14 protein-coding genes, 2 tRNA genes, 2 rRNA genes and 2 pseudogenes are annotated in these 20,816 nt (G+C 64.2%); 5 read left to right on the forward strand and 15 right to left on the reverse strand.

Annotated elements, in window-relative coordinates; genetic code table 11:
* Positions 1-2: 2 nt before the first annotated feature.
* Positions 3-1,646, forward strand: a complete 1,644-nt coding sequence (locus tag M9945_RS18425) for a tetratricopeptide repeat protein (protein ID WP_367945735.1) — start codon at positions 3-5, stop codon at positions 1,644-1,646.
* A gap of 13 nt (positions 1,647-1,659) precedes the next feature.
* The gene (locus M9945_RS18430) at positions 1,660-1,812 is read left to right on the forward strand and encodes a hypothetical protein (RefSeq protein ID WP_367945736.1); all 153 of its coding nucleotides are present in this window, start codon (positions 1,660-1,662) and stop codon (positions 1,810-1,812) included.
* A 22-nt stretch (positions 1,813-1,834) separates the two neighbouring features.
* Here the strand turns inward: M9945_RS18430 and M9945_RS18435 are convergent, their stop codons facing one another.
* From M9945_RS18435 to M9945_RS18465, 7 genes are read right to left on the reverse strand one after another with little or no spacing between them, the layout of a single operon-like run.
* Positions 1,835-4,108 (reverse strand): molybdopterin-dependent oxidoreductase, encoded by a 2,274-nt coding sequence (locus M9945_RS18435; RefSeq protein ID WP_367945737.1) that lies wholly within the window; start codon positions 4,106-4,108, stop codon positions 1,835-1,837.
* A 9-nt stretch (positions 4,109-4,117) separates the two neighbouring features.
* Positions 4,118-5,176, reverse strand: a complete 1,059-nt coding sequence (locus tag M9945_RS18440; RefSeq protein ID WP_367945738.1) for an alcohol dehydrogenase catalytic domain-containing protein — start codon at positions 5,174-5,176, stop codon at positions 4,118-4,120.
* A 60-nt stretch (positions 5,177-5,236) separates the two neighbouring features.
* The gene (locus M9945_RS18445) at positions 5,237-5,536 is read right to left on the reverse strand and encodes a hypothetical protein (protein WP_367945739.1); all 300 of its coding nucleotides are present in this window, start codon (positions 5,534-5,536) and stop codon (positions 5,237-5,239) included.
* 8 nt (positions 5,537-5,544) lie between these two features.
* Positions 5,545-6,339, reverse strand: a complete 795-nt coding sequence (locus tag M9945_RS18450) for an ABC transporter ATP-binding protein (protein WP_367945740.1) — start codon at positions 6,337-6,339, stop codon at positions 5,545-5,547.
* A complete protein-coding gene (locus M9945_RS18455; protein WP_367945741.1) occupies positions 6,333-7,337 on the reverse strand; it encodes an ABC transporter permease in 1,005 nt (334 codons plus the stop codon). Before M9945_RS18455 ends, M9945_RS18450 begins: the two co-directional genes overlap by 7 nt.
* Positions 7,338-7,354: 17 nt before the next feature.
* Positions 7,355-8,395, reverse strand: a complete 1,041-nt coding sequence (locus tag M9945_RS18460; protein ID WP_367945742.1) for an ABC transporter substrate-binding protein — start codon at positions 8,393-8,395, stop codon at positions 7,355-7,357.
* Positions 8,396-8,424: 29 nt separating this feature from the next.
* The gene (locus M9945_RS18465) at positions 8,425-9,723 is read right to left on the reverse strand and encodes an O-acetylhomoserine aminocarboxypropyltransferase/cysteine synthase family protein (protein ID WP_367945743.1); all 1,299 of its coding nucleotides are present in this window, start codon (positions 9,721-9,723) and stop codon (positions 8,425-8,427) included.
* A gap of 510 nt (positions 9,724-10,233) precedes the next feature.
* Here M9945_RS18465 and M9945_RS18470 point away from each other — a divergent pair.
* Complete coding sequence (locus tag M9945_RS18470) at positions 10,234-10,611, forward strand: hypothetical protein (protein ID WP_367945744.1); 378 nt, start codon at positions 10,234-10,236, stop codon at positions 10,609-10,611.
* Between the two features lie 84 nt (positions 10,612-10,695).
* Here the strand turns inward: M9945_RS18470 and istB are convergent, their stop codons facing one another.
* Both istB and istA read right to left on the reverse strand, forming a co-directional pair.
* A complete protein-coding gene (gene istB, locus M9945_RS18475) occupies positions 10,696-11,529 on the reverse strand; it encodes an IS21-like element helper ATPase IstB (protein WP_367945745.1) in 834 nt (277 codons plus the stop codon).
* Positions 11,526-13,025: pseudogene (istA, locus tag M9945_RS18480) on the reverse strand (IS21 family transposase). Before istA ends, istB begins: the two are co-directional and overlap by 4 nt.
* Before the next feature lie 102 nt (positions 13,026-13,127).
* Here istA and M9945_RS18485 point away from each other — a divergent pair.
* Positions 13,128-13,763 (forward strand): annotated as a pseudogene (locus M9945_RS18485) (IS3 family transposase); the annotation flags it as partial.
* An 18-nt stretch (positions 13,764-13,781) separates the two neighbouring features.
* Here M9945_RS18485 and M9945_RS18490 read toward each other — a convergent pair.
* Both M9945_RS18490 and M9945_RS18495 read right to left on the reverse strand, forming a co-directional pair.
* Positions 13,782-14,579: a type I restriction-modification system subunit M N-terminal domain-containing protein gene (locus M9945_RS18490; protein WP_367945746.1), complete on the reverse strand. Its 798-nt coding sequence runs from the start codon at positions 14,577-14,579 to the stop codon at positions 13,782-13,784.
* Between the two features lie 222 nt (positions 14,580-14,801).
* On the reverse strand, positions 14,802-15,881 hold the full coding sequence (locus M9945_RS18495) for an IS630 family transposase (RefSeq protein ID WP_367945747.1): 1,080 nt from the start codon (positions 15,879-15,881) through the stop codon (positions 14,802-14,804).
* A gap of 804 nt (positions 15,882-16,685) precedes the next feature.
* On the opposite strand from M9945_RS18495, the gene M9945_RS18500 reads away from it, so the two are divergent.
* Positions 16,686-16,901, forward strand: coding sequence for a hypothetical protein (locus tag M9945_RS18500; RefSeq protein ID WP_367945748.1), 216 nt, complete (start codon positions 16,686-16,688; stop codon positions 16,899-16,901).
* A 277-nt stretch (positions 16,902-17,178) separates the two neighbouring features.
* On the opposite strand, the gene M9945_RS18505 is transcribed toward M9945_RS18500, so the two are convergent.
* The 4 genes from M9945_RS18505 to M9945_RS18520 form a co-directional block, all read right to left on the reverse strand.
* A tRNA-Ser gene (locus tag M9945_RS18505) sits at positions 17,179-17,268 on the reverse strand.
* 256 nt (positions 17,269-17,524) lie between these two features.
* Positions 17,525-17,601 (reverse strand) — tRNA-Met (locus M9945_RS18510).
* Between the two features lie 127 nt (positions 17,602-17,728).
* A 5S ribosomal RNA gene (gene rrf / locus M9945_RS18515) occupies positions 17,729-17,843 on the reverse strand.
* A 67-nt stretch (positions 17,844-17,910) separates the two neighbouring features.
* A 23S ribosomal RNA gene (locus tag M9945_RS18520) occupies positions 17,911-20,718 on the reverse strand.
* Positions 20,719-20,816 lie beyond the last annotated feature (98 nt).

Genomic DNA, 20,816 nt, shown 5'->3' on the forward strand with positions numbered 1-20,816 from the left:
ACATGGCATCCGACTACTTCGATCTCGGCACCTACCGGGTCGTGATCACCACCTCCTCGCCGGACGCGCAGCTCTGGTTCAACCGCGGCTTGGTGCTGTGCTACGCCTTCAACCATCAGGAAGCCTACGAGTGCTTCAACCTCGCGCTGGAGGCCGATCCCGGCTGCGCCATCGCCTATTGGGGCAAGGCCTTCGTGCTGGGCTGCAACTACAACAAGCCGTGGGTCGCCTTCGACCCGGACGACGCGGCGCGCTCCATCGACGAGGCGTTCGCGATGACGCAGAAGGCGCTGGAGCTGCGCGAGGGCACCTCGCAGTTCGAGCGCCTGCTGATCGAGGCCCTGCCGCACCGTTATCAGGCCGCCGCGGCGCGCGACGACCTCGAAAAGTGGAACGACGATTTCGCCACGGCGATGCGCAAGGCCTATGCGCAGATGCCGGACAATCCCGAGATCGCCGCCGTCTTCGCCGAGGCGATGATGAACCGCACGCCCTGGCAGCTCTGGGACATCAATGCCGGGACCGTCGCCGAAGGCGCCGACACGCGCGAAATCCTCGACGTGCTCGACAAGGCCCTCGCCGCCGGCGGCATGACCCATCCGGGCATCCTGCACATGTATATCCACGCGATGGAGATGTCGCCTCACCCCGAGCGGGCGCTGCCGGCGGCGAACGCGCTGCGCGGCCTCGTGCCGGATGCGGGCCATCTCGCCCACATGCCGAGCCATATCGACGTGCTCGTCGGCGACTATGTCGCCGCGATCGACGCCAACACGGCCGGCATCGAGGCCGACACCAAGTTCCTCGCCAAGCGGGGCCCGCTCAACTTCTATTCGCTCTATCGCTGCCACAACTATCACTTCAAGATCTACGGCGCGATGTTCGCCGGCCAGTACGAGACCGCGATCACCACCGCCGACCAGATGCTCGCCACGCTGCCGGAGGAGCTGCTCAGGGTCGAATCCCCGCCGATGGCCGACTGGCTGGAGGGCTTTGTCTCGGTCAAGCAGCACGTGATGGTGCGGTTCGGCCGCTGGCACGAGATCATCGCGCAGGAGCTCCCCACTGATCAAAGCCTGTTCAGCGTCACCACGGCGATGATCTGGTACGCCAAGGCCGTCGCCCACGGCGTCCTCGGCAATGTCGCGGACGCCAAGGCCTGCGCGGCCGAATTCGACGCCGCGCTGGCGCGGGTGCAGGAGAGCCGCTACCTGTTCAACAACCGCTGCATCGACATTCTGGCGGTCGCCCGCGAGATGATGCTGGGCGAGATCGCCTATCGCGAGCGGCTCTATCCGCAAGCGTTCGGGCACCTGCGCAACGCCGTCGCGCTCGACGACGCACTGCCCTATGACGAGCCGTGGGGTTGGATGCAGCCGGCGCGCCACGCGCTCGGCGCGCTGCTGCTCGAGCAGGGGCATGTCGAGGACTCGATGGCGGTCTACGAGGCCGATCTCGGCTTGAACGATTCCCTGCCGCGCGCCTGCCAGCACCCGGACAACATCTGGAGCCTCAAGGGCTATCACGAGTGCCTGCAGAAGCTCGGCCGGACGCAGGAGGCGGAAAGCATCCGCGCCAGGATCGAGAAGCTGGAGAAGACGAGCGACGTCTCGATCAAGTTCTCCTGCTTCTGCCGCAAGGCGTGACGGGACTGGCCGGATGTGCCTGTGCACTGGAACGCCCGGCCCGGACGATCCCGTCCGGGCGGCCGAGGAAGCCGGCGGCAAACGCGCCGGCGCGGTCCTCTACCTCGCGTTCATCGCCGCGCTGGCCGTCAACCTGACGGCCTCCATCGCCTTTCTCGCGCGCTGAAGGCGGATACGGCCGGCAGCCCTCACCCGTTGCTGATGCCGCGCGGCGGCCGGTCGATGGTCAGCGGCGGCAACGGGCCGTCCCAGCGCGCGATGCGCACCAGCGCGGTGTGGGCGATGTTGCCCTGCGCCATGCCCGACGTTCCCTTGTCGATCGTCAGCACGTTGGGGTTGCCGTGCGCCTCCAGCCATGCGCCGTCGACGATCTGCGGATCGTACCAGGCGCCTGTCGGCAGCACGACGCAGTCGCGGCGCATGCCCTCGTCGAAGCGCACGCCGGCGAGGCAGGCGCCGCGCGCGTTCCACAGCCGCATCACCTCGCCTTCCTTCAGGCCGTGGCGCGCGGCGGTGTCGGGATGGAGATAGCCCGCCTCGCGCCCGGCGGTCTTGTCGGCCAGCGCCTCGGAGCCGCGGTCGTTCTGGGCATGGAGCCTTGTGTCGGGCTGGTTGGAGACGAGGTGGAGTTCGTCCTCCGCGGCATCGAGAAGGCTTTCGGCTGGCGGGAGCCAGGCCGGATGGCCGGGACAGTCGTCCATGGCGAAACCGGCGATCCGCTCGCTCGCCAGCGTGATGCGCCCCGATTCCGTGCGCAGGGGATTGGCCTGCGGGTCGGCGACGAAGCCGGACAGCGGGTTCTGCGGCTCCGCCGCCAGCGGCACGTCGAAGCGGCCGACGGCGCGGAAGGTCTCGAAATCCGGCAGCGCGAAGCCCGCCCGCTGCGCCACCCCTTGCGAGCGCGCCCACAGGTGGCGCAGCCAGCCCTCGGCGTCGCGCCCCTCGGTGAAGGCCTCGGCGAGGCCGAGCCGTTCGGCGAGCCCGGCGAAGATGGCGTAGTCGTCGCGCGCCTCGCCCATCGGCGCGCGGATGCGCGACATCCACAGGAGCACCGGATCGCGGCGGTTGACCATCACGTCCTCGCGCTCGAACGGCGTTGTCGCCGGCAGCACGATGTCGGCGCGGCGCGCCGTCGCCGTCCAGCTATGCTCGTTGACGATCACCGTCTCGGAGCGCTTCCACGCCTCGTCCAGACGCCGCAGATCCTGATGGTGGTGGAACGGGTTGCCGCCCGTCCACCAGACGAGGCGGATGTCGGGATAGACGCGATGCTGGAGATTGTAGGTATAGGCCTCGCCCGGCCTGAGCAGCATGTCGGCGATCCGCGCCACCGGGATGTAGTCGCGCACCGGATTGACGCCCTGCGGCATCGATGGCCAGTCGACCAGCGGGGCGTCGCGCCCCACCGGCGTCGTGCTGCCGTAGCCGAAGGCGAAGCCGCAGCCGGGCCGGCCGATCTGGCCGATGACCGAGGCGAGCGCCAGCCCCGCCCACAGCGGCTGCTCGCCATGGTCGGCGCGCTGCATGCCCCAAGTGAGCGACACCATGGAGCGTCTTTCGGTCAGCTCCAGCGCCAGCGCGCGGATCGTCGGCGCGTCGATGTCGCACAGCGCCGCCGCCCATTCGGCCGTCTTCGGAACGCCGTCGCTCTCGCCGGAAAGATAGGCGCGCAGCGTCTCCCAGCCGGCGGTGCAGCGGGCGAGGAAGGCGCGGTCCTCGCGCCCCGCGGCGACGATCTCGAAGGCGAGCGCCAGCATCAGCGCGACGTCGGTGCCGGGGCGGATAGGCAGCCATTCGGCCCCGTCGAGGTCGCCGCGGCGCGGCGAGACGTTGACGAGCCGCACCTTGCCCGCGGCGAGGTCGCCGAGCCAGCGACCGACCTCGTGCCGCGTGGTGCCGGAAGAGGCGACCTGCGCGGTTCGCGGCGAGATCCCGCCGAAAGCCAGCACCAGCTCGCAATGCCGGCGCACCTCGGAAAAGCTCGTCACCACGTCCTGGAACTCGCGGTTCGAGAGCCCGAGGAGATGCGGGAACATCACCTCGGCGGCGGCGTGGGAATAGGTGTCGCGCGCGCCGACGAAGCCGCCGGCGAGGTTGAGGAAGCGGCGGAGCTGGCTCTGCGCATGGTGGAAGCGGCCGGCGCTGGCCCAGCCATAGGAACCGGCGAAGATCGCGCCGTTGCCGAACGTGCCGCGCACGCGCTCCACCTCGCCCGCAGCGAGGTCGAGGACCGCGTCCCACTCCATCTCGACATAGGAATCGATGCCGCGCCCCGCGCCCCGGTCGCCGTCCAGCCAGCCGCGGCGCACTGCCGGGCGCAGGATGCGGCTTTGCCTGTCGGTCGCGGCCGAGAGCCAGCCGCGGCCGATGCGCGAGGGTTGCGGGTCGTCCTCCAGCGGCGCCAGCGCCGTGCCACCGTCGACGACCCTGTAGGCGCCCCAATGCGCCGCGGTATAGGCCATGCGTCCTCCTTACAGGCGCGGGTCGAAGATCACCTTGACCTGCAACACGCCGGGTATCGGCTGGCGGTCGAGCGCCTCCTCGAACGCCTCCAGCGGATAGACTTGCGTGACGCAGGCCTCGCCGTCAATCAGCCCGCGCGCCATCAGGTCGAGCGCGACGGCGTAGGTGAAGGGCGCGAGGCGGCTGCCGAGGATGTTCAGCTCCTTGAATTCGCCGAGCGCGTTGAGGTCGATCTCGGCTTTCCGCCTGTAGACGCCGGACACGACGATGGTGCCACGCTTGCGGATCAGGTCGAGGCCGGCCTGGAACGCTTCCGTGTGGCCCGACGCCTCGAGGAACACGTCGGCGCCGCGCCCGCCGGTCAGGTCGGCGACGGCGGCCTTGAGCGCCGGATCGTCGGGATGGAAGACGAGGTCCGCTCCGAGCCTGAGGCCGAGCGCCCGCTTCGCCGCGCCGGGATTGACGAGGATCAGCTTGCGCGGCGTCCTGAGCCTCGCGGCCTGAAGCATGCCGAGGCCGAGCGGCCCGGCACCCGAAACGACGACCACGTCGCCGAACCCGATCCCGGCGCGCTCGACGCTATGGATGGCGTTGGCCAGCGGCTCGGCATAGCAGGCCGCCTTGTCGGACACCGCGTCCGGCACCTTGTGGACCACGGCGTTCGCCGGATAGATCATGTACTCGGCCCAGCCGCCGTCGCGCGTCACGCCGATCACCTCCGGCGCGTCGGAAAGGTGGTAGAGGCCGCGCTGGCGGAAGAAGTCGTTGCCGCGCGTGACGTTGAGCTCGGCCACGGCGCGCTGGCCGAGGGCCAGCCCGTGCAATTCGCCCGCGCCCTCGCCCAACTCGACCACGGTGCCGGTGAATTCATGGCCGGGCGTGAACGGAAACGCCAGCCGCCACGGCCCGCTCCCGTCCCACATCGCCCGGTCGGTGGCGCAGATGCCACTGGCGTCGACCCTGACCAGCACCTCGCCGGGCCCTGGAACCGGCACCGGCGCGTCGGCCACGAACCGGTGCTGCCGCCCGAACCCGAAGCAGCGCACCGCTTTCATCGTCGTTCCCATCGCGTGTTCTCCTCCCCTCCTCCGGCCCGCCCCGCGCGCGGCGGCGGGCCTCCTTCACCCCTATTCGCGCCCGCGCCCTGCCGAGCCGGCCAGCAGCGCCGCGGCGATGACGGCCGCGCCGCTCCAGAACAGTTCCGCCGAATAGCGGCGGATGCCGAGGATGTGCCATTCCGAGCACAGCGACATGGCGAGGGAGCACAGGTCCGAGGTCCGCAGCAGGCAGGCCACGGTCCTGTGCGGCGCCATGCCGGTGCTGGCGATCACCTGGCCGTAGACCACGGCCCACCATGCGACAGCGACGGCGACCAGCGCCGCGCCGAGGATTTCCAACGCCGGGACGAGGCGCGGCGGAAGGGACATGCCGGGCTTCATCCGCCATATCCCATGATCGCCAGAATATCGTGGCGCAGCCGCACGATCTCGCCGTCCTCGCGCCGCCGCGGATGCGGCAGGCCGACGGCGATGTCGGCCTTGATCCGCGCCGGCCGGTCGGAAAGCACGATCACCCGGTTGGCGAGGAGCAGCGCCTCCTCCACGTCGTGGGTGACGAGAAGCGCGGTGTAGCCAGCCTCCTGCCACAGCTTCAGAAGCTCGTCCTGCATGGCGAGCCGCGTCAGCGAGTCGAGCTTGCCGAGCGGCTCGTCGAGCAGGAGCAGGAGCGGGTCGTTGACCAGCGCGCGGGCGAGCGCGGCGCGCTGCGCCATGCCGCCGGAGAGCTGGTGCGGATAGGCCCCGGCGAAGGCGGAAAGCCCGACGAGGGCGAGCGCGGCGTCGATGCGCGCCTGCGCCTGCACTGCAACGCCGCGCGCCTGCGGCCCGGTGGCGACGTTGTCGCGCACGCTGCGCCAGGGAAACAGCGTCGGGTCCTGGAACACCAGCACGCGCGACGGGTCAGGGCCGGCGATGGCCGCGCCGTTCGCCAGCACCGCGCCGGCGGCCGGCGCATCGAGGCCGGCGGCGAGCCGCAGGAGGGTCGACTTGCCGCAGCCCGAAGGCCCGAGCAGCGCGACGAAATCGCCGGGCGCGATGTCGAGGTCTATCCCTTCCAGCACCGGCAGCGGCGCGCCGTCGAGGCGGAACGCGTGCGAGACGCCGCGGAACGACAGGGAAAGCCCCGCCTCCGCCGCCGCGCCGACAGGCTGCGATGCGGGCGCGGCTACCATTGCACCACCCCCTTCTGCCACGCCAGCACGCGGTCGCGCACGACAAAGAGCAGCTTGACCAGCCCGGAGCACAGCAGCGCCATGATGATGAGCATGGCGTAGACATTGGCGTAGGCCGAATAGGCGGTCTGGAACTGGAGATACCAGCCGAGGCCGTATTTCGCCCCCAGCATCTCGGCCACCACCAGCACGGCGAAGGAATAATAAAGGCCCATGAAAAGGCCGACGAAGACGTTGGGCAGCGCGGCCGGGATGGCGACGCGCAGGACGAGGAAGCGGCTGCCCGCCCCCAGCATGCGCGCGACATCGTAGTAGGCGCGGTTGACCTGGTTGACGCCCGACGCCGTCAGGATCGCCACCGGAATGCCGGAGGCGAGCGCCACGAGGAAGATCGAGGCCTGGAAGGTGGACGGGAACAGGAAGAAGGTCGCCGGGATCCACGCGCTAGCCGGCACCGGCCCGATGAGCTTCAGGAGCGGCATGCCCCAGTAGGAAAAGCCGCGCGACCAGCCGAGCCCGACACCGATGACGAAGCCGACGGCAATGCCGGAGAAGAAGCCCAGCGTCCAAAGCCGCGCCGTATAGGCGATGCAGATCGCGATACGCTCCCAGTCGACGATGTAGACGTGAAGCAGCCCGTGCGGCGGCGAGAAGAACGGCTTCGGCAGCCAGCCGAGCTTGGCAGTCACCAGCTCCCACAGCGCGAACCAGACGCCGAGCGCGATCATCCACGGGCCGTAATAGGCGACGGCGTCGCGCGAGCGGCCCAGCCTGTCGATGCCGAACGCCAAGAGGACGAAGATCGCCGCTCCGGCGACGAGCAGGCCGGCGAAGATGTCGCGGCTGCCCCACGGGATGATGTCGGGCAGGCCGAGGGTGATGCCCGCCGCCGTCAGCCACGTCGCTGCGGCCCAAAGCCCGGGCCACCATAGCGATTGCGCGAGCGCGGGCGGGGCATAGCCCCCGCCCGCCGCGCCGGTTTCCGTCACCGTGCTCACCGATGCTTCCCTCGCGGTCAGGCGAGGATGTCGACCGTGACGCGCTCGGCGAGTTCGCGCCGGTCGGTCGTCGGGTCGAGCACCGTGATGAGCGCGAGGTCGTCCGCCGCCCACTCCACCTGATCGACCAGCGCCTTGCCGATCGGGTGGTTGTGGTTGTCCCACGAGGCGATGTTGTCGCGGATGTCCTCGAACGGGAAGCCGGGATTGAGGTTCTTGACGAACCAGTCGGCGACCCGGTCGGGGTCGGCGGCCGCCAGCTCGTGCAGCTCGATATTGGCCTCGGCCAGCCGGCGCACGGCGTCGCGGTTGGCCTCGAGGAACTTCGCGTTGACGCCGAGCACGCAGCACACCGCGCCGTCGAACACGCCGCTCTGGGTGTTGTAGACTTCCGTCAAATCGAACTTCTTCTTGTGGGCGTAGGCCCATGGATCGAGATGGGCGAGCGCGTCGGCCTCGCCGCGCCCGACCACCTCGCCGACGAGGTCGAACGGCACATTGAGCCATTCCACGTCGCGCTCGGGGTCGAGGCCGGCCTTGGCCAGCGCCACCTGGAACGAGTGCTTCGGCGGGCTGGCGACATCATAGGAGGCGATTTTCTTGCCCTTCAGGTCTTCCAGCTTCTCGATGCCGGACGACTTCGCGGCGAGAAGACGGGTGCAGCCGCCATGCGAGCCGACGAACAGCCTGACATCCAGCCCCTGCTCCAGCGGCTTGACCCAGTCGTAGAGCAGGCCCGCGCCCGCGTCGGTCTTGTCGGTGGCGATGGACTGGATCAGCGTCTGACCGCTCGCGCCCTGATAGAACAGCTCGACGTCGAGGCCGTGCCTGGCATAGACGCCTTCGGCGACGCCGAACGCCACCGGCGAGTGGCAGGCGGCGAACTCGGTCCATGACAGGCGCAGCTTCGTCGCGTTGCCTGCCGTGGCGTGGCCCCGCAGCGGGTTGGCGAGGAGCCCGCCCGCCACCGCCGCCGCGCCGAGGGCGCCGGCCGTGCCGATGAACCCGCGCCGGGAGATTCCCGCCGCACCCGTCTTTCCTGGAAGTCTGTCGCTCATGTCGTTGTCCTTTCGTCGATGGGAATGGCTCACGCCTTGTCGAGCGCCTGGGCGAGGTCGAGGATGATGTCGTCGGCATCCTCGATGCCGATCGAAAGCCGCACATAGCCGGGCGTCACGCCGGCCGAGAGCTGGTTCTCGTCGGAGAGCTGGGAATGGGTGGTGGTCGCCGGGTGGATCGCCAGCGAGCGCGCGTCGCCGATATTGGCGACGTGGTAGAAAAGCTGGAGCGCGTCGATGAAGCGCCGGCCCGCCTCGCGCCCGCCCTTCAGCTCGAAGCCGACCAGCGCGCCGTAGCTGCCGGGCCGGAGATAGGCGTCGGCCCGGCGCTTTTCCTCGCCGGTCTGGAAGCGCGGAAAGATCACCTTCCCGACCTTGGGGTGGTTGTGCAGGAAGTCGGCGACCTTGATCGCGTTGCTGTTGTGCTGGCGGATGCGCAGCGGCAGCGTCTCCAACCCCTGGATCAGCAGGAAGGCGTTGAACGGGCTGATCGCGGCGCCGACGTCGCGCAGCAGCACCGTGCGCACGCGCAGGGCGTAGGCGATGGGGCCGAGCGGCTGCGCCGCCTCGACCCAGACTTTGCCGTGATAGGACGGGTCCGGCGCGTTGAGCGTCGCGAAGCGCGCCGCGTGCTCCTCCCACGGGAAGTTGCCGCCGTCGACGATGGCGCCGCCGATGGTGGTGCCGTGGCCGCCGATATATTTCGTCGCCGAGTAGACCACGACGGCCGCGCCGTGCTCCAGCGGCCGGATGACCAGCGGGGCCGCCGTGTTGTCGACGATCAGCGGCACGCCGAGCGAGCGGCCGATATCCGCCACCTCGCGGATGGGAAACACGTTCAGCTTCGGGTTGGGCAGCGCCTCCGCGTAATAGGCGCGGGTGCGCTCGTCGGTGGCGCGGCGGAAATTCTCCGGGTCCGCGGGGTCGACGAACCGCACCTCGACGCCGAAATGCTTCAACGACGCGGCGAACAGCGCCCATGTCCCGCCATAGAGATCGGTCGAGGAGACGATATTGTCGCCCGCCCCGGCGAGGTTGAGGATGGAGAAGGCCGACGCCGTCTGTCCCGAAGCCACCGCCACCGCCGCCGCGCCGCCTTCCAGCGCCGCCAGCCGCGTCTCGAACGCGTCCTGCGTCGGGTTGGAGACGCGGGTGTAGATGTGGCCGATCTCGTCGAGCGCGAACAGCCGGTCGGCGTGGCCGGTGTCCTGGAACTGGTAGGAGGTGGTCTGGTAGATCGGCACCGCGACGGCGCCGCTCGCCTGGTCGGCGCGGTAGGCTCCGCCATGGAGGGCGATCGTCTCGGGTTTCAGGTGCTCAAGCGTCATGGCGGTATCCGTCGAAAGGAGGGCGTGTCGGTCAGGCGTCGCGGCGGGAGGACTCGCGCGCCACTTCGAGAAGGCATTGCGCAATCTGATGCCCCTCAGGATGGAAAAGAAGAAATCCAGAATCGAGGAAGCATAGCTCCGAAGGAAATTTCGTCTCCATCCGGAGATTTTCAGTATTGTATTCTCCATCCCGGAATGATTTTCCTCGTAGATCACGGAAGCTTCTCAACTCCGTCTCCGTCTCTTCTTGGTTCATCGCCGGATACGATCACACACGGATCGGCGTTTGCCGATGTCGATGCCGACCAAAACCGGGGCGGGTCGGTAAAAATTCCACCTGTCCGGATCGTGATTGCAGGCAAATCTTTTTTGTGGGGGGACGAAACCGGATGCGGCCCGGGCCGCGTGGGGAGGGAGGAATTTTCTCCCGCCCGCCCCCGGCGCGACCGGCCGGTTTCTCCTGTCGCCCGCCGCGCGGCGCTAGACTTGCGCCCGCAAAGGAGGGACGACATGCCCCATATCAGCCAGATCGACCATGCGAGCGCGCCGGACGACGTGCGCGCCGCCCATGACGAGGAGGTGCGCAAGCGCGGCCACGTCACCAACATGAAGCGCACGCTCATGCATTCGCCGCCGGCCTACCGCGCCTACATGGAATGGTACACGCTGCGCGACGAGCTGGCGAAGGCGCTGCCGGAGCGCGCCTTCTGGCTCTTCTCGCACGCCATCTCGGCTGAGAGCGACTGCCTGATCTGCACGCTGTTCTTCCGCCGCGCGCTGATCGACGCCGGCTTCTCGCCCGAGGAGTTCGAGCCGACCGGAGAGGAGCAGCTTGTCAACGGCGGTCGGAATCCGGACCAGCGTGGCGGAGTAAAAGCAGGCCATTGAGGTCTTGGCGCTGGCCGCTCGCGAGCGCGCTTCCACATTGCGCCGTAGCGAGCGAGCGGCCCTTTGAATCTGGAAGAACGAAGCTCAGGCGGTGGCCTGGTTTTGCTCCGCCCCGTTTGACGCGGCGGCGGCCCTGCGACCTGCGGATTGCTTGAGGCGATAGCTGTCGCCGTTCATGGTCAGGATATGAACGTGGTGGGTCAGGCGGTCGAGCAGCGCGCCGGTGAGCCGCTCGGAGCCCAAGATGGATGTCCAGTCCTCGAAGGGCAGGTTCGAGGTGACGATGGTGGAGCCACGTTCATAGCGTTGGGAGAAGACCTCGAACAGGAGTTCCGCACCGGTGGGTGACAGCGGCACGTATCCGAGTTCATCGACGATGAGCAGCTTCACGGCCTGGAGTTCGCGCTGCAGCTTCGGCAGTCGTCTCTCGTCGCGCGCTTCCATGAGCTGATGCACGAGGGCTGCCGCGGTGGTGAAGGCGACGGCGAAGCCCTTCTGGCAGGCGGCAAGGCCAAGGGCGAGCGCGATATGGGTCTTGCCGGTTCCGCTATTGCCGAGCGCGATGATGTTCTCGCGGCGCAGGATGAACTCGCAGCGGGCAAGCTCCAGCACCAGCATCTTGTTGAGCGAAGGGATGGCGGTGAAGTCGAAGGTGTCGAGGCTCTTCACAGCCGGGAACCTGGCCTGCTTGATCCTGCGCTCCACGACACGCCGTTCCCGGTCGATCAGTTCGAGTTCGACGAGACGCAGCAGGTAGCAGGGATGATCGACACCGTCGCGGGCGCACTCGCGGGCGACCTTGTCGTACTCACGCAGGACCGTCGGCAACTTCAGCTGCTTGAGATGATGGGCCAACAGCACCTGCGGCGTGCCGCTCGTCGTTCCCGCCGGCATCGTGTCCATCGGCTTCCCGCTCATGCGGCTCTTCCCGGGATGAGGATGGTGTAATCGGCCGCCGAGGTCGTCTTCACTGTGGTCTTTGGCAGGTGCGGATAGGCAGCGAGATCGAGACGGGGCGGGCGGCGCTCGACGCGAGCCAGTGCGATCTGCTTGACCGCATCGAAGCCGATCGCGCCCAGCCTGATCGCCTTCGGTGACGGCATGGGTCACCACCTCTTTCAGGATCGCCTCCATCAACCGCAGCACCTGGATGAACTCGCGCTTGCCGCGATTGCCCATGCGGGCTTCCATGAGGTGACGCAGATGCTGGAAGGCTTCGGGCAGATTCCAGTCCGCAGGGGTGCCGCCTGGTCGAGCGCATTCGGCTTGGTCTCGAGCAGCGCCAGATAATGCAGAGGATCGAAGACGAAGGTGCCCGAGCCATAGCAGCGCTGATGCCGGGCGATCTCCTCGCCGCCGAACAGGATGACAATCTCGTCGACAAAGCCCTTCACCATCACATCCTGGAAGCCATAGGCGGTCGGAACCGAGTAGTCGTTGCCGCGGTATCGCACCAGGCCCGTCGAGGAGACGCGGGCCGAGCGCTTCTCGCAAGGCTCCAGCGGCACGGCAGGCAACTCCCGGAACGCGGCAAGATCGGCGGCAAGGCGCTCGCCGATGGTCGTGGCATGGCGGCCGGCTCGTTCTGCCTGTCGCGACCGGCATCGCTCGGCCAGTATGGCGTTGAGATCGTCGAAGCTGGCGGCCATCGGGATCGGCGTCATGAAGTTCGAGCGGGCATACTTCACCAGCCCTTCGACCTTGCCCTTGTCGTTCCCCTTGCCCGGTCGGCCGAACCGGTCGCGGAACAGATAGTGGCTCACCAGCTCGGTGAACGCACGCGTTCGCTCCCGCTTGCCGTCGCCGCAGATCTTCGCCACCGCGATCCGGGTGTTGTCGTAGAGGATCGACAGCGGCACGCCGCCGAAGAAGGCGAAGGCCGAGACGTGCCCGTCCAGGAACGCCTCCGTCGTCTCCGCCGGATAGGCCTTCACGAAGGGTGCGTCCGACTGCGGCAGGTCCATGCAGAAGAAGTGAATCTTCTGCCGGACCCCGCCGATCACACCAATCGCCTCGCCAAAGTCCACCTGCGCATGACCCGGCGGATGCGACAAGGGCACGAACGTCTCGCGGCCCCTGGCTCGGGCAACCCGGACATAGTCCTTCACCACCGTGTAGCCGCCGCCATAGCCGTGCTCGTCACGAAGCCGCTCGAAGATCCGCTTCGCCGTATGCCGCTGCTTTACAGGCCCGGCGCGATCGGTTTCCAGGATCGCATCGATCACCGGCAGCAGCGGACCAAGCTTCGGCTTCACGACAGGCTTCGTGCGCGTGTAGCCCGGCGGAAGCGAGAACCGGCACATCTTCAGAACCGTCTCCCGGCTCAACCCGAAAACGCGAGCTGCCTCACGACGACTGTTGCCCTCGACAAACACGAAGTGCCGGACAGCGGCATAGACTTCCACGGCAAACATTCCCGGCCGATCCTCAAAGGGATCAGCCTAGCCAATGGACGGTTTTTACTCCGCCCGCACCAGCAGCACGCCGGCGCTCCATGGCCTAATTTGTCACCGCCCTACACAGTAGGCCGCAAGCGGGTCCGGCGGCTGATGCGCAAGATCGGCCTGTCACCGATCTACCAAGCGCCGAAGACCAGCGAGCCGCATCCCCAGCACCGCATCTATCCCTACCTGCTGCGGCATCTCAACATTGAGCGCCCCGATCAGGTCTGGTGCGCCGACGTGACCTACATCCCCATGCGGCGCGGCTTCCTCTACCTCGTCGCCATCATGGACTGGTTCAGCCGCAAGGTGCTGGCCTGGCGGCTGTCGAACACGATGGATACCGACTTCTGCGTCGCCGCTCTGGAAGAGGCGATCGCCCGCCATGGCAGGCCCGACATCTTCAACACCGATCAGGGGAGCCAGTTCACCAGCTTCGCCTTCACCACGACGTTGAAGGATGCCGGCATCCGCATCTCCATGGACGGGCGCGGCCGGTGGATGGACAACGTCTTCATCGAGCGGCTGTGGCGCAGCCTCAAATACGAGTGCGTCTTCCTCAACGCCTTCGAGACAGGCGGTGAGGCCCGGGCTGGCATCGGTTCATGGATCGACTATTACAACCGGCGACGCCCCCACTCGACCTTCGACGGCAGGACACCCGACGAGGTCTATGCTACGGCAGAAATGATGGAGAAATTGGCGGCGTAAAAACCAACCCGATCCACCTTAGCCAAGCCGCCAAACTGTCTCACCAAGCGGGTCCACCTCATTGAGCTCCTGACCAAACAGTTCAACCCGGATAGACGGGTTGAAGTCTTTGAGCGCCTCTTCGGTCAGGGCCAGCATACCGCCGGTGCCGCATGCCGGGTCATAGACCTGCCGGATGATGCCGCGGCCGGTCAGCTTGGTGTCATCATTCGCGATCAGCAGGTCGACGATCAGGCGGATGACTTCGCGGGGTGTGAAGTGCTCACCGGCCGTCTCGTTCGAGATTTCCGAAAAGCGCCGGATAAGCTCCTCGAACAGATAGCCCATCTCAACATTAGAGACCTTATCCGGGTGCAGGTCGATCTCGCAGAAGCGCTCGAACACCGGCCACAGAATGCCGCCATCCTTCAGGCGCTTGAGCTGATCGGTGAACAGGAACTTGTCTAGGAAGATGTCCCGCACGTTTGCGGAGAACTTCGTGAGGTAGTCGATGAGATTCGAATGCAGCTGCGCCGGTTCCTGGCCTTTCAGCTTATCGAAGGTGAAACGCGAAAGGTTGTAGACCTTGACGTTGTCACCGACCGCGCCGAACAGGATCATGTCGCGCGTCGCGTCGTCGATGCCGGTCGGAAGCGTCTCGGCTGCTGCGAGGACGCTGTTCTTGGAAGCCTCGAGCAGGCAGTCAAGGCGGCGCATTACGACAAACGGCAGGATGACCTTGCCGTACTCCGACTGCTTGAAGTCGCCTCTAAGGATCTCGGCTATCGACCATATGAACCCGCTGAGGTTCTGAATTTCAACGCTCTTCTTCGCCACGTTTCCCTCAACAACACGGCTCACGACCGTGCTCTTCTACAATCACGATACCAGGGCGCGACTGGTGAATTTCGTCATACGGTGCCGCTGTCGAAGCCCCCCCCCCCCCGCAGTGCATGCTGCAGCTTCGAGCTTGCCGCAGATGGGACATTATGCACGGGTCCGTTACTGTATGGCTACAAAAGGGGTCGCCGGGTAGTGCCGCAGTTTAAAATTTGACGGCTAGTGGATGGGGTCTAACGCTTGGTGCCCACGTTTGACGGCGGCGATGATTTTGTCGGGGTCGGCGATCCATTTGAAGGGCTTGGGTTGCAGGTTGTGCTCGTCGAGGAAGCGGTTGATGGCGGCCTGGAGGTCAACGACAGAGTGGAAGACACCGCGTTTCAGCCGCCGCTTCGACAGCTTGGCGAAGAAGCCCTCCACCGCGTTGAGCCACGAGCAGGAGGTCGGCGTGAAGTGGAAGGTAAAGCGCTCGTGGCGGTCGAGCCATGCCCGCACCTTGGGATGCTTGTGGGGAGCATAGTTGTCGAGGATGACGTGCACGGCCTTACTCGGCGGAACCTCGGCATTGATGGCATTGAGGAAGCGGATGAACTCCTGATGGCGATGGCGCTGCATGTTCCGGCCGATGACGGTGCCGTCGAGCACGTTGAGGGCGGCGAACAGGGTGGTTGTGCCGTTGCGCTTGTAGTCGTGCGTCATGGTACCGAGCCTGCCCTTCTTCATCGGCAGGCCGGGCTGGGTGCGGTCGAGTGCCTGGATTTGGCTCTTCTCGTCGACCGACAGCACGATGGCATGGGCCGGCGGATCGACATAGAGGCCGACGACGTCGCGCAGCTTGTCGACGAACTTCGGATCGTTGGAGAGCTTGAACTGACGCCAGCGGTGGGGCGCGAGGCCATGCGCCTTCCAGATGCGCCTGACGGCGCTGGCGCTGATATCGGCAGCTTTCGCCATCATGTCGGCGGTCCAGTGCGTTGTCTCACCCGGAGGATCGGCAAGCGTCAGCGCCACCACACGCTCGGCGACCTCGGGCCCGAGCGGCGCAATGCGCGACGGTCGCGTCTTGTCGCGCAGCAGCCCGTCGACACCTTCTGCGGCAAAGCGCTCCTGCCAGCGCCATACGCAGGTCTTCGACTTGCCGGTCCGGCGTATGATCTCGACAGTGCCGATACCGTCGGCGGACAGCAGCACGATCTCGGCGCGCCAGACATGCTTCTGCGGGCTGTTGCGGTTGGTGATCACGGACGCAAGCCGCGAACGATCCGCAGGCGAGACGGTGAAAGATATTCCGGTGCGCATGCATCAGATTCGCATGCGCGCAAACCAATGGGAATCCCGCAAAGGACTCTTATGTCAGGCGGATACCACTAGTTTGTCGCGTTAGGACCATAAATCCGATATCCTTGGCGGCATGCAGTACTATGTCTCGCATATGACCCCGATCAAACGCGCGCGCGTTCATAGAGGCGCCTGCTCGCACTGTAACGACGGGCAAGGCCAGCCCGGCCAAGCTAAGAACGGCTCCGGCAATACCGGCTGGGATGGCCCGTTCGACTCGGTAGAGGAAGCGGAGCGGTTCATGAATGCTCAGTTTCCTCGCTTCACCGACAAACGGAAGTGCGGTCACTGTAAACCGGGGGTCACCAGCTGATGCCGACCCCCGCGCACAAGCCGGGCGAGCGAGGGCCGTGTAAGAAGCGGGCATAGCAGTGTATAAAACTGTCTCAAAGAACATGCAGCGCGGTTGGGGAAGAGACCTCACTCGTACTGTGCACCCGTATGAACCGCGCACTAGGGCAGCTATACGTTGCTGGTGGTACGCCGTGATCGCCCACCACCACCAGAATGGAACGTCCGTTAAAGAGAAATACGGTAGAAAATTTCCCAGATGGCTTGATGCCGAAGTTGACAAGTTTACGCCTGAGAGATGGTTGGCCTATTGGGACACGACCACCGGCAAGCCGCGCAAGCTGGCGAGGCGCTAACCGTAAACTGAGTTACCAAGGTCGCTGCGCAGTCTCTCAGTCCAGTCTGACGTCCAAACAATTGGCGTTTCGTACACAGGTGGCGCGCTAGCTTAGCGAAAGCAGTAGGGGAACAGCGATGGCAGATGAGCCTTCATTTGGACAGCGTGACTTTATGCGCAAATTGGTGGCCGAACACGGCATGGACCGCGAAGCCGTCGTCCAGAGCTACGCCCGCGCAGAAAGAGCAGGATTGGTCCGTCGCAAAAGCCGCGTGAGCGGTGCGACAGCGGAAGAGTATGCGCTTCAGCTATGGCACGATGGAACTGGCCCGAAAGGATGGCTTAAAGCCTAACGGACCTCAGCGCAAAAGGCCGCACCGATCTGATCAGCAATGTCCGCTTCATGCGCATTGCCACTGACGATCAGGTTATACCTCGTTGATGACGATTGGTATCCTTCCTCGAAGGTACCTAGCGTCAAAGGTGGGAAGAAGCGCGTCTTTCTACGCATCAGAATAAGCCGCTAGCGGTCACCAGCCCCTGCGCACAGCAGACCACGTACGTGGCTTTGTGCGCAACGCCACCATTCATCTTGAAAGTCGAGAAAAAGCAGACACTTGACGGATGAATTGGCGGAGAGGGAGGGATTCGAACCCCCGATGCCCTTGCGAGCATGCCGCATTTCGAGTGCGGTGCATTCAACCACTCTGCCACCTCTCCGCACCGTGACGACATCCGCAAATCCGGCCGGAAGGCGCAGTTGAGCTCGCCTCCTTATCACCGAATTGCCACCGAATGTCTCAGCGCGCTTCTCTATAGCCGATCATCGCGTTTCGTCAACGCAGGAAACGGCATCTTCCAACGTATCGAACCGTGTATTTCTGACGGATCGCATCGCAAGGCGATCCCGGGTGAAAGATCCAGCACGACAACAAAAAGCCCCGTCACCAGGTAACGGGGCTTGTTCAGTAAACATTGGTTGCGGGGGTAGGATTTGAACCTACGACCTTCAGGTTATGAGCCTGACGAGCTACCGGGCTGCTCCACCCCGCGGCACCATACGGCGGCAAAGCCACCGCACCGGAAACGGTTCCCAACGAAAAGGGGCCGGTTGACGACCCCGCTCCCGCTCGAGGGCGGGCAAACGTAAAGAGAAGCTGATCGAGCATGCACTTTGCAGACCTGGCAGCGACCTACTCTCCCGCGTCTTGAGACGAAGTACCATCAGCGCTGGAGCGTTTCACGGCCGAGTTCGGAATGGGATCGGGTGCAGCCGCTCCGCCATAACCACCAGGTCGGCGAAATGCATGCTCGAATTCGAGAAGCTGGGCATTGCCGCCCCAATGGGCATGAGCAATGCGAACAATCAAGCCGATCGAGTTATTAGTACCGGTAAGCTTCACACATTGCTGCGCTTCCACACCCGGCCTATCAACGTGGTCGTCTACCACGACTCTCAGGGAATACTCGTTTTAAGGTTAGTTTCCCGCTTAGATGCCTTCAGCGGTTATCTAGTCCGGATATAGCTACCCTGCTATGCGGCTGGCGCCACAACAGGTCCACCAGAGATCCGTCCATCCCGGTCCTCTCGTACTAGGGACAGATCCTTTCAATATTCCTACACCCACGGCAGATAGGGACCGAACTGTCTCACGACGTTCTGAACCCAACTCACGTACCGCTTTAAATGGCGAACAGCCATACCCTTGGGACCTGCTCCAGCCCCAGGATGCGATGAGTCGACATCGAGGTGCCAAACAACCCCGTCGATATGGACTCTTGGGGGTCATCAGCCTGTTATCCCCGGCGTACCTTTTATCCGTTGAGCGATGGCCCTTCCACGCGGGACCACCGGATCACTATGACCGACTTTCGTCTCTGCTCGACTTGTCTGTCTTGCAGTCAGGCAGGCTTATGCCATTGCACTCAGCGAACGATTTCCGACCGTTCTGAGCCCACCATCGCGCGCCTCCGTTACTCTTTAGGAGGCGACCGCCCCAGTCAAACTACCCACCATACACGGTCCTGGACCCGGATAACGGGCCGCAGTTAGACATCCATGTAGATAAGGGTGGTATTTCAAGGGTGACTCCACGCGAGCTGGCGCCCACGCTTCAAAGTCTACCACCTATCCTACACATGCCGACACGAATGCCAGTGTAAAGCTATAGTAAAGGTGCACGGGGTCTTTCCGTCTAACCGCAGGAACCCCGCATCTTCACGGGGAATTCAATTTCACTGAGCCTCTGCTGGAGACAGCGGGGAAGTCGTTACGCCATTCGTGCAGGTCGGAACTTACCCGACAAGGAATTTCGCTACCTTAGGACCGTTATAGTTACGGCCGCCGTTTACTGGGGCTTCGATTCAAAGCTTGCACCTCTCCTCTTAACCTTCCAGCACCGGGCAGGCGTCAGACCCTATACGTCGCCTTGCGGCTTCGCAGAGCCCTGTGTTTTTGATAAACAGTCGCTACCCCCTGGTCTGTGCCACCCAACGGTTGCCCGCTGCAGGGTCACGCTTATCCCGAAGTTACGCGTGCAATTTGCCGAGTTCCTTCAGCAGAGTTCTCTCAAGCGCCTTGGTATTCTCTACCAGTCCACCTGTGTCGGTTTCGGGTACGGTCTATACGCGGGAGCTATTTCCTGGGACCGCTTCGCTGCCAGACCAATCCGATAAGGACTGACAACACACGCGATCCGTCACTACCCGCAGGCCCACGAATATTAACGTGGTTCCCATCGACTACGCCTTTCGGCCTCGCCTTAGGGGCCGGCTAACCCTGCTCAGATTAACTTTAAGCAGGAACCCTTGGACTTTCGGCGAGCGGGTCTCTCACCCGCTTTATCGTTACTCATGTCAGCATTCGCACTTCTGATACCTCCACCAGTCCTCACGGATCTGGCTTCATCAGCTTACAGAACGCTCCGCTACCGCTTGCAGCAAGCTGCAAACCCAAAGCTTCGGTGCATGGCTTTAGCCCCGTTACATTTTCGGCGCAAAGACCCTTAATTAGACCAGTGAGCTGTTACGCTTTCTTTAAATGATGGCTGCTTCTAAGCCAACATCCTGGTTGTTTTGGGATCCTCACATCCTTTCCCACTTAGCCATGACTTGGGGACCTTAGCTGTTGGTCAGGGTTGTTTCCCTTTCCACGACGGACGTTAGCACCCGCCGTGTGTCTGCCGGATAGTACTCTCGGGTATTCGGAGTTTGGTTAGGTTTGGTAATCCGGTGAGGACCCCTAGCCCATCCAGTGCTCTACCCCCCGAGGTATTCATCCGACGCTCTACCTAAATAGATTTCGCGGAGAACCAGCTATTTCCGAGTTTGATTGGCCTTTCACCCCTAGCCACAAGTCATCCCGATCTATTGCAACAGATATGGGTTCGGCCCTCCAGTACGTGTTACCGTACCTTCAGCCTGCTCATGGCTAGATCACTCGGTTTCGGGTCTAATGCAACGAACTGAACGCCCTATTCAGACTCGCTTTCGCTACGCCTACACCTACCGGCTTAAGCTTGCTCGTTACACTAAGTCGCTGACCCATTATACAAAAGGTACGTTGTCACCATTTCAGGCTCCAACTGTTTGTAGGCAATCGGTTTCAGGTACTCTTTCACTCCCCTTGTCGGGGTGCTTTTCACCTTTCCCTCACGGTACTAGTTCGCTATCGGTCATGCACGAGTACTTAGGCTTGGAGGGTGGTCCCCCCAATTTCAGACAGGATTTCACGTGTCCCGCCCTACTCGAGGATAATCGCTTGCATTACGTGTACGGGGCTGTCACCCACTACGGCCCGACTTTCCAGACGGTTCCACTTGTCTCACGATTACCACTGGCCTGGTCCGCGTTCGCTCGCCACTACTAGCGGAGTCTCGGTTGATGTCCTTTCCTACGGGTACTTAGATGTTTCAGTTCCCCGCGTTCGCCTCTTATCCCTATGTATTCAGGATTAAGATACCTAAATGCGATACTTGGAAACCACAGCGGCGACCGGGCCTGAGCCAGATCGCCGCTCTGATTTTCCAAGTATCTTAGGTGGGTTTCCCCATTCGGAAATCCACGGATCAAAGGGTATTCGCACCTCCCCGTGGCTTATCGCAGCGTATCACGTCCTTCATCGCCTGTGCATGCCAAGGCATCCACCAATTGCCCTTAAGACACTTGATTGTTCACATTGCCAATGCCCATCCGAAGACGGCACTGGCAACAAAAAGACCAGCTTCTCGAGATCTGTCCGGTGGCCGCGGTTAGGCAAAGCCAATCAT

Origin of the sequence: Aquamicrobium sp. (assembly GCF_023954335.1) — a bacterium.
GTDB lineage: Bacteria > Pseudomonadota > Alphaproteobacteria > Rhizobiales > Rhizobiaceae > Aerobium.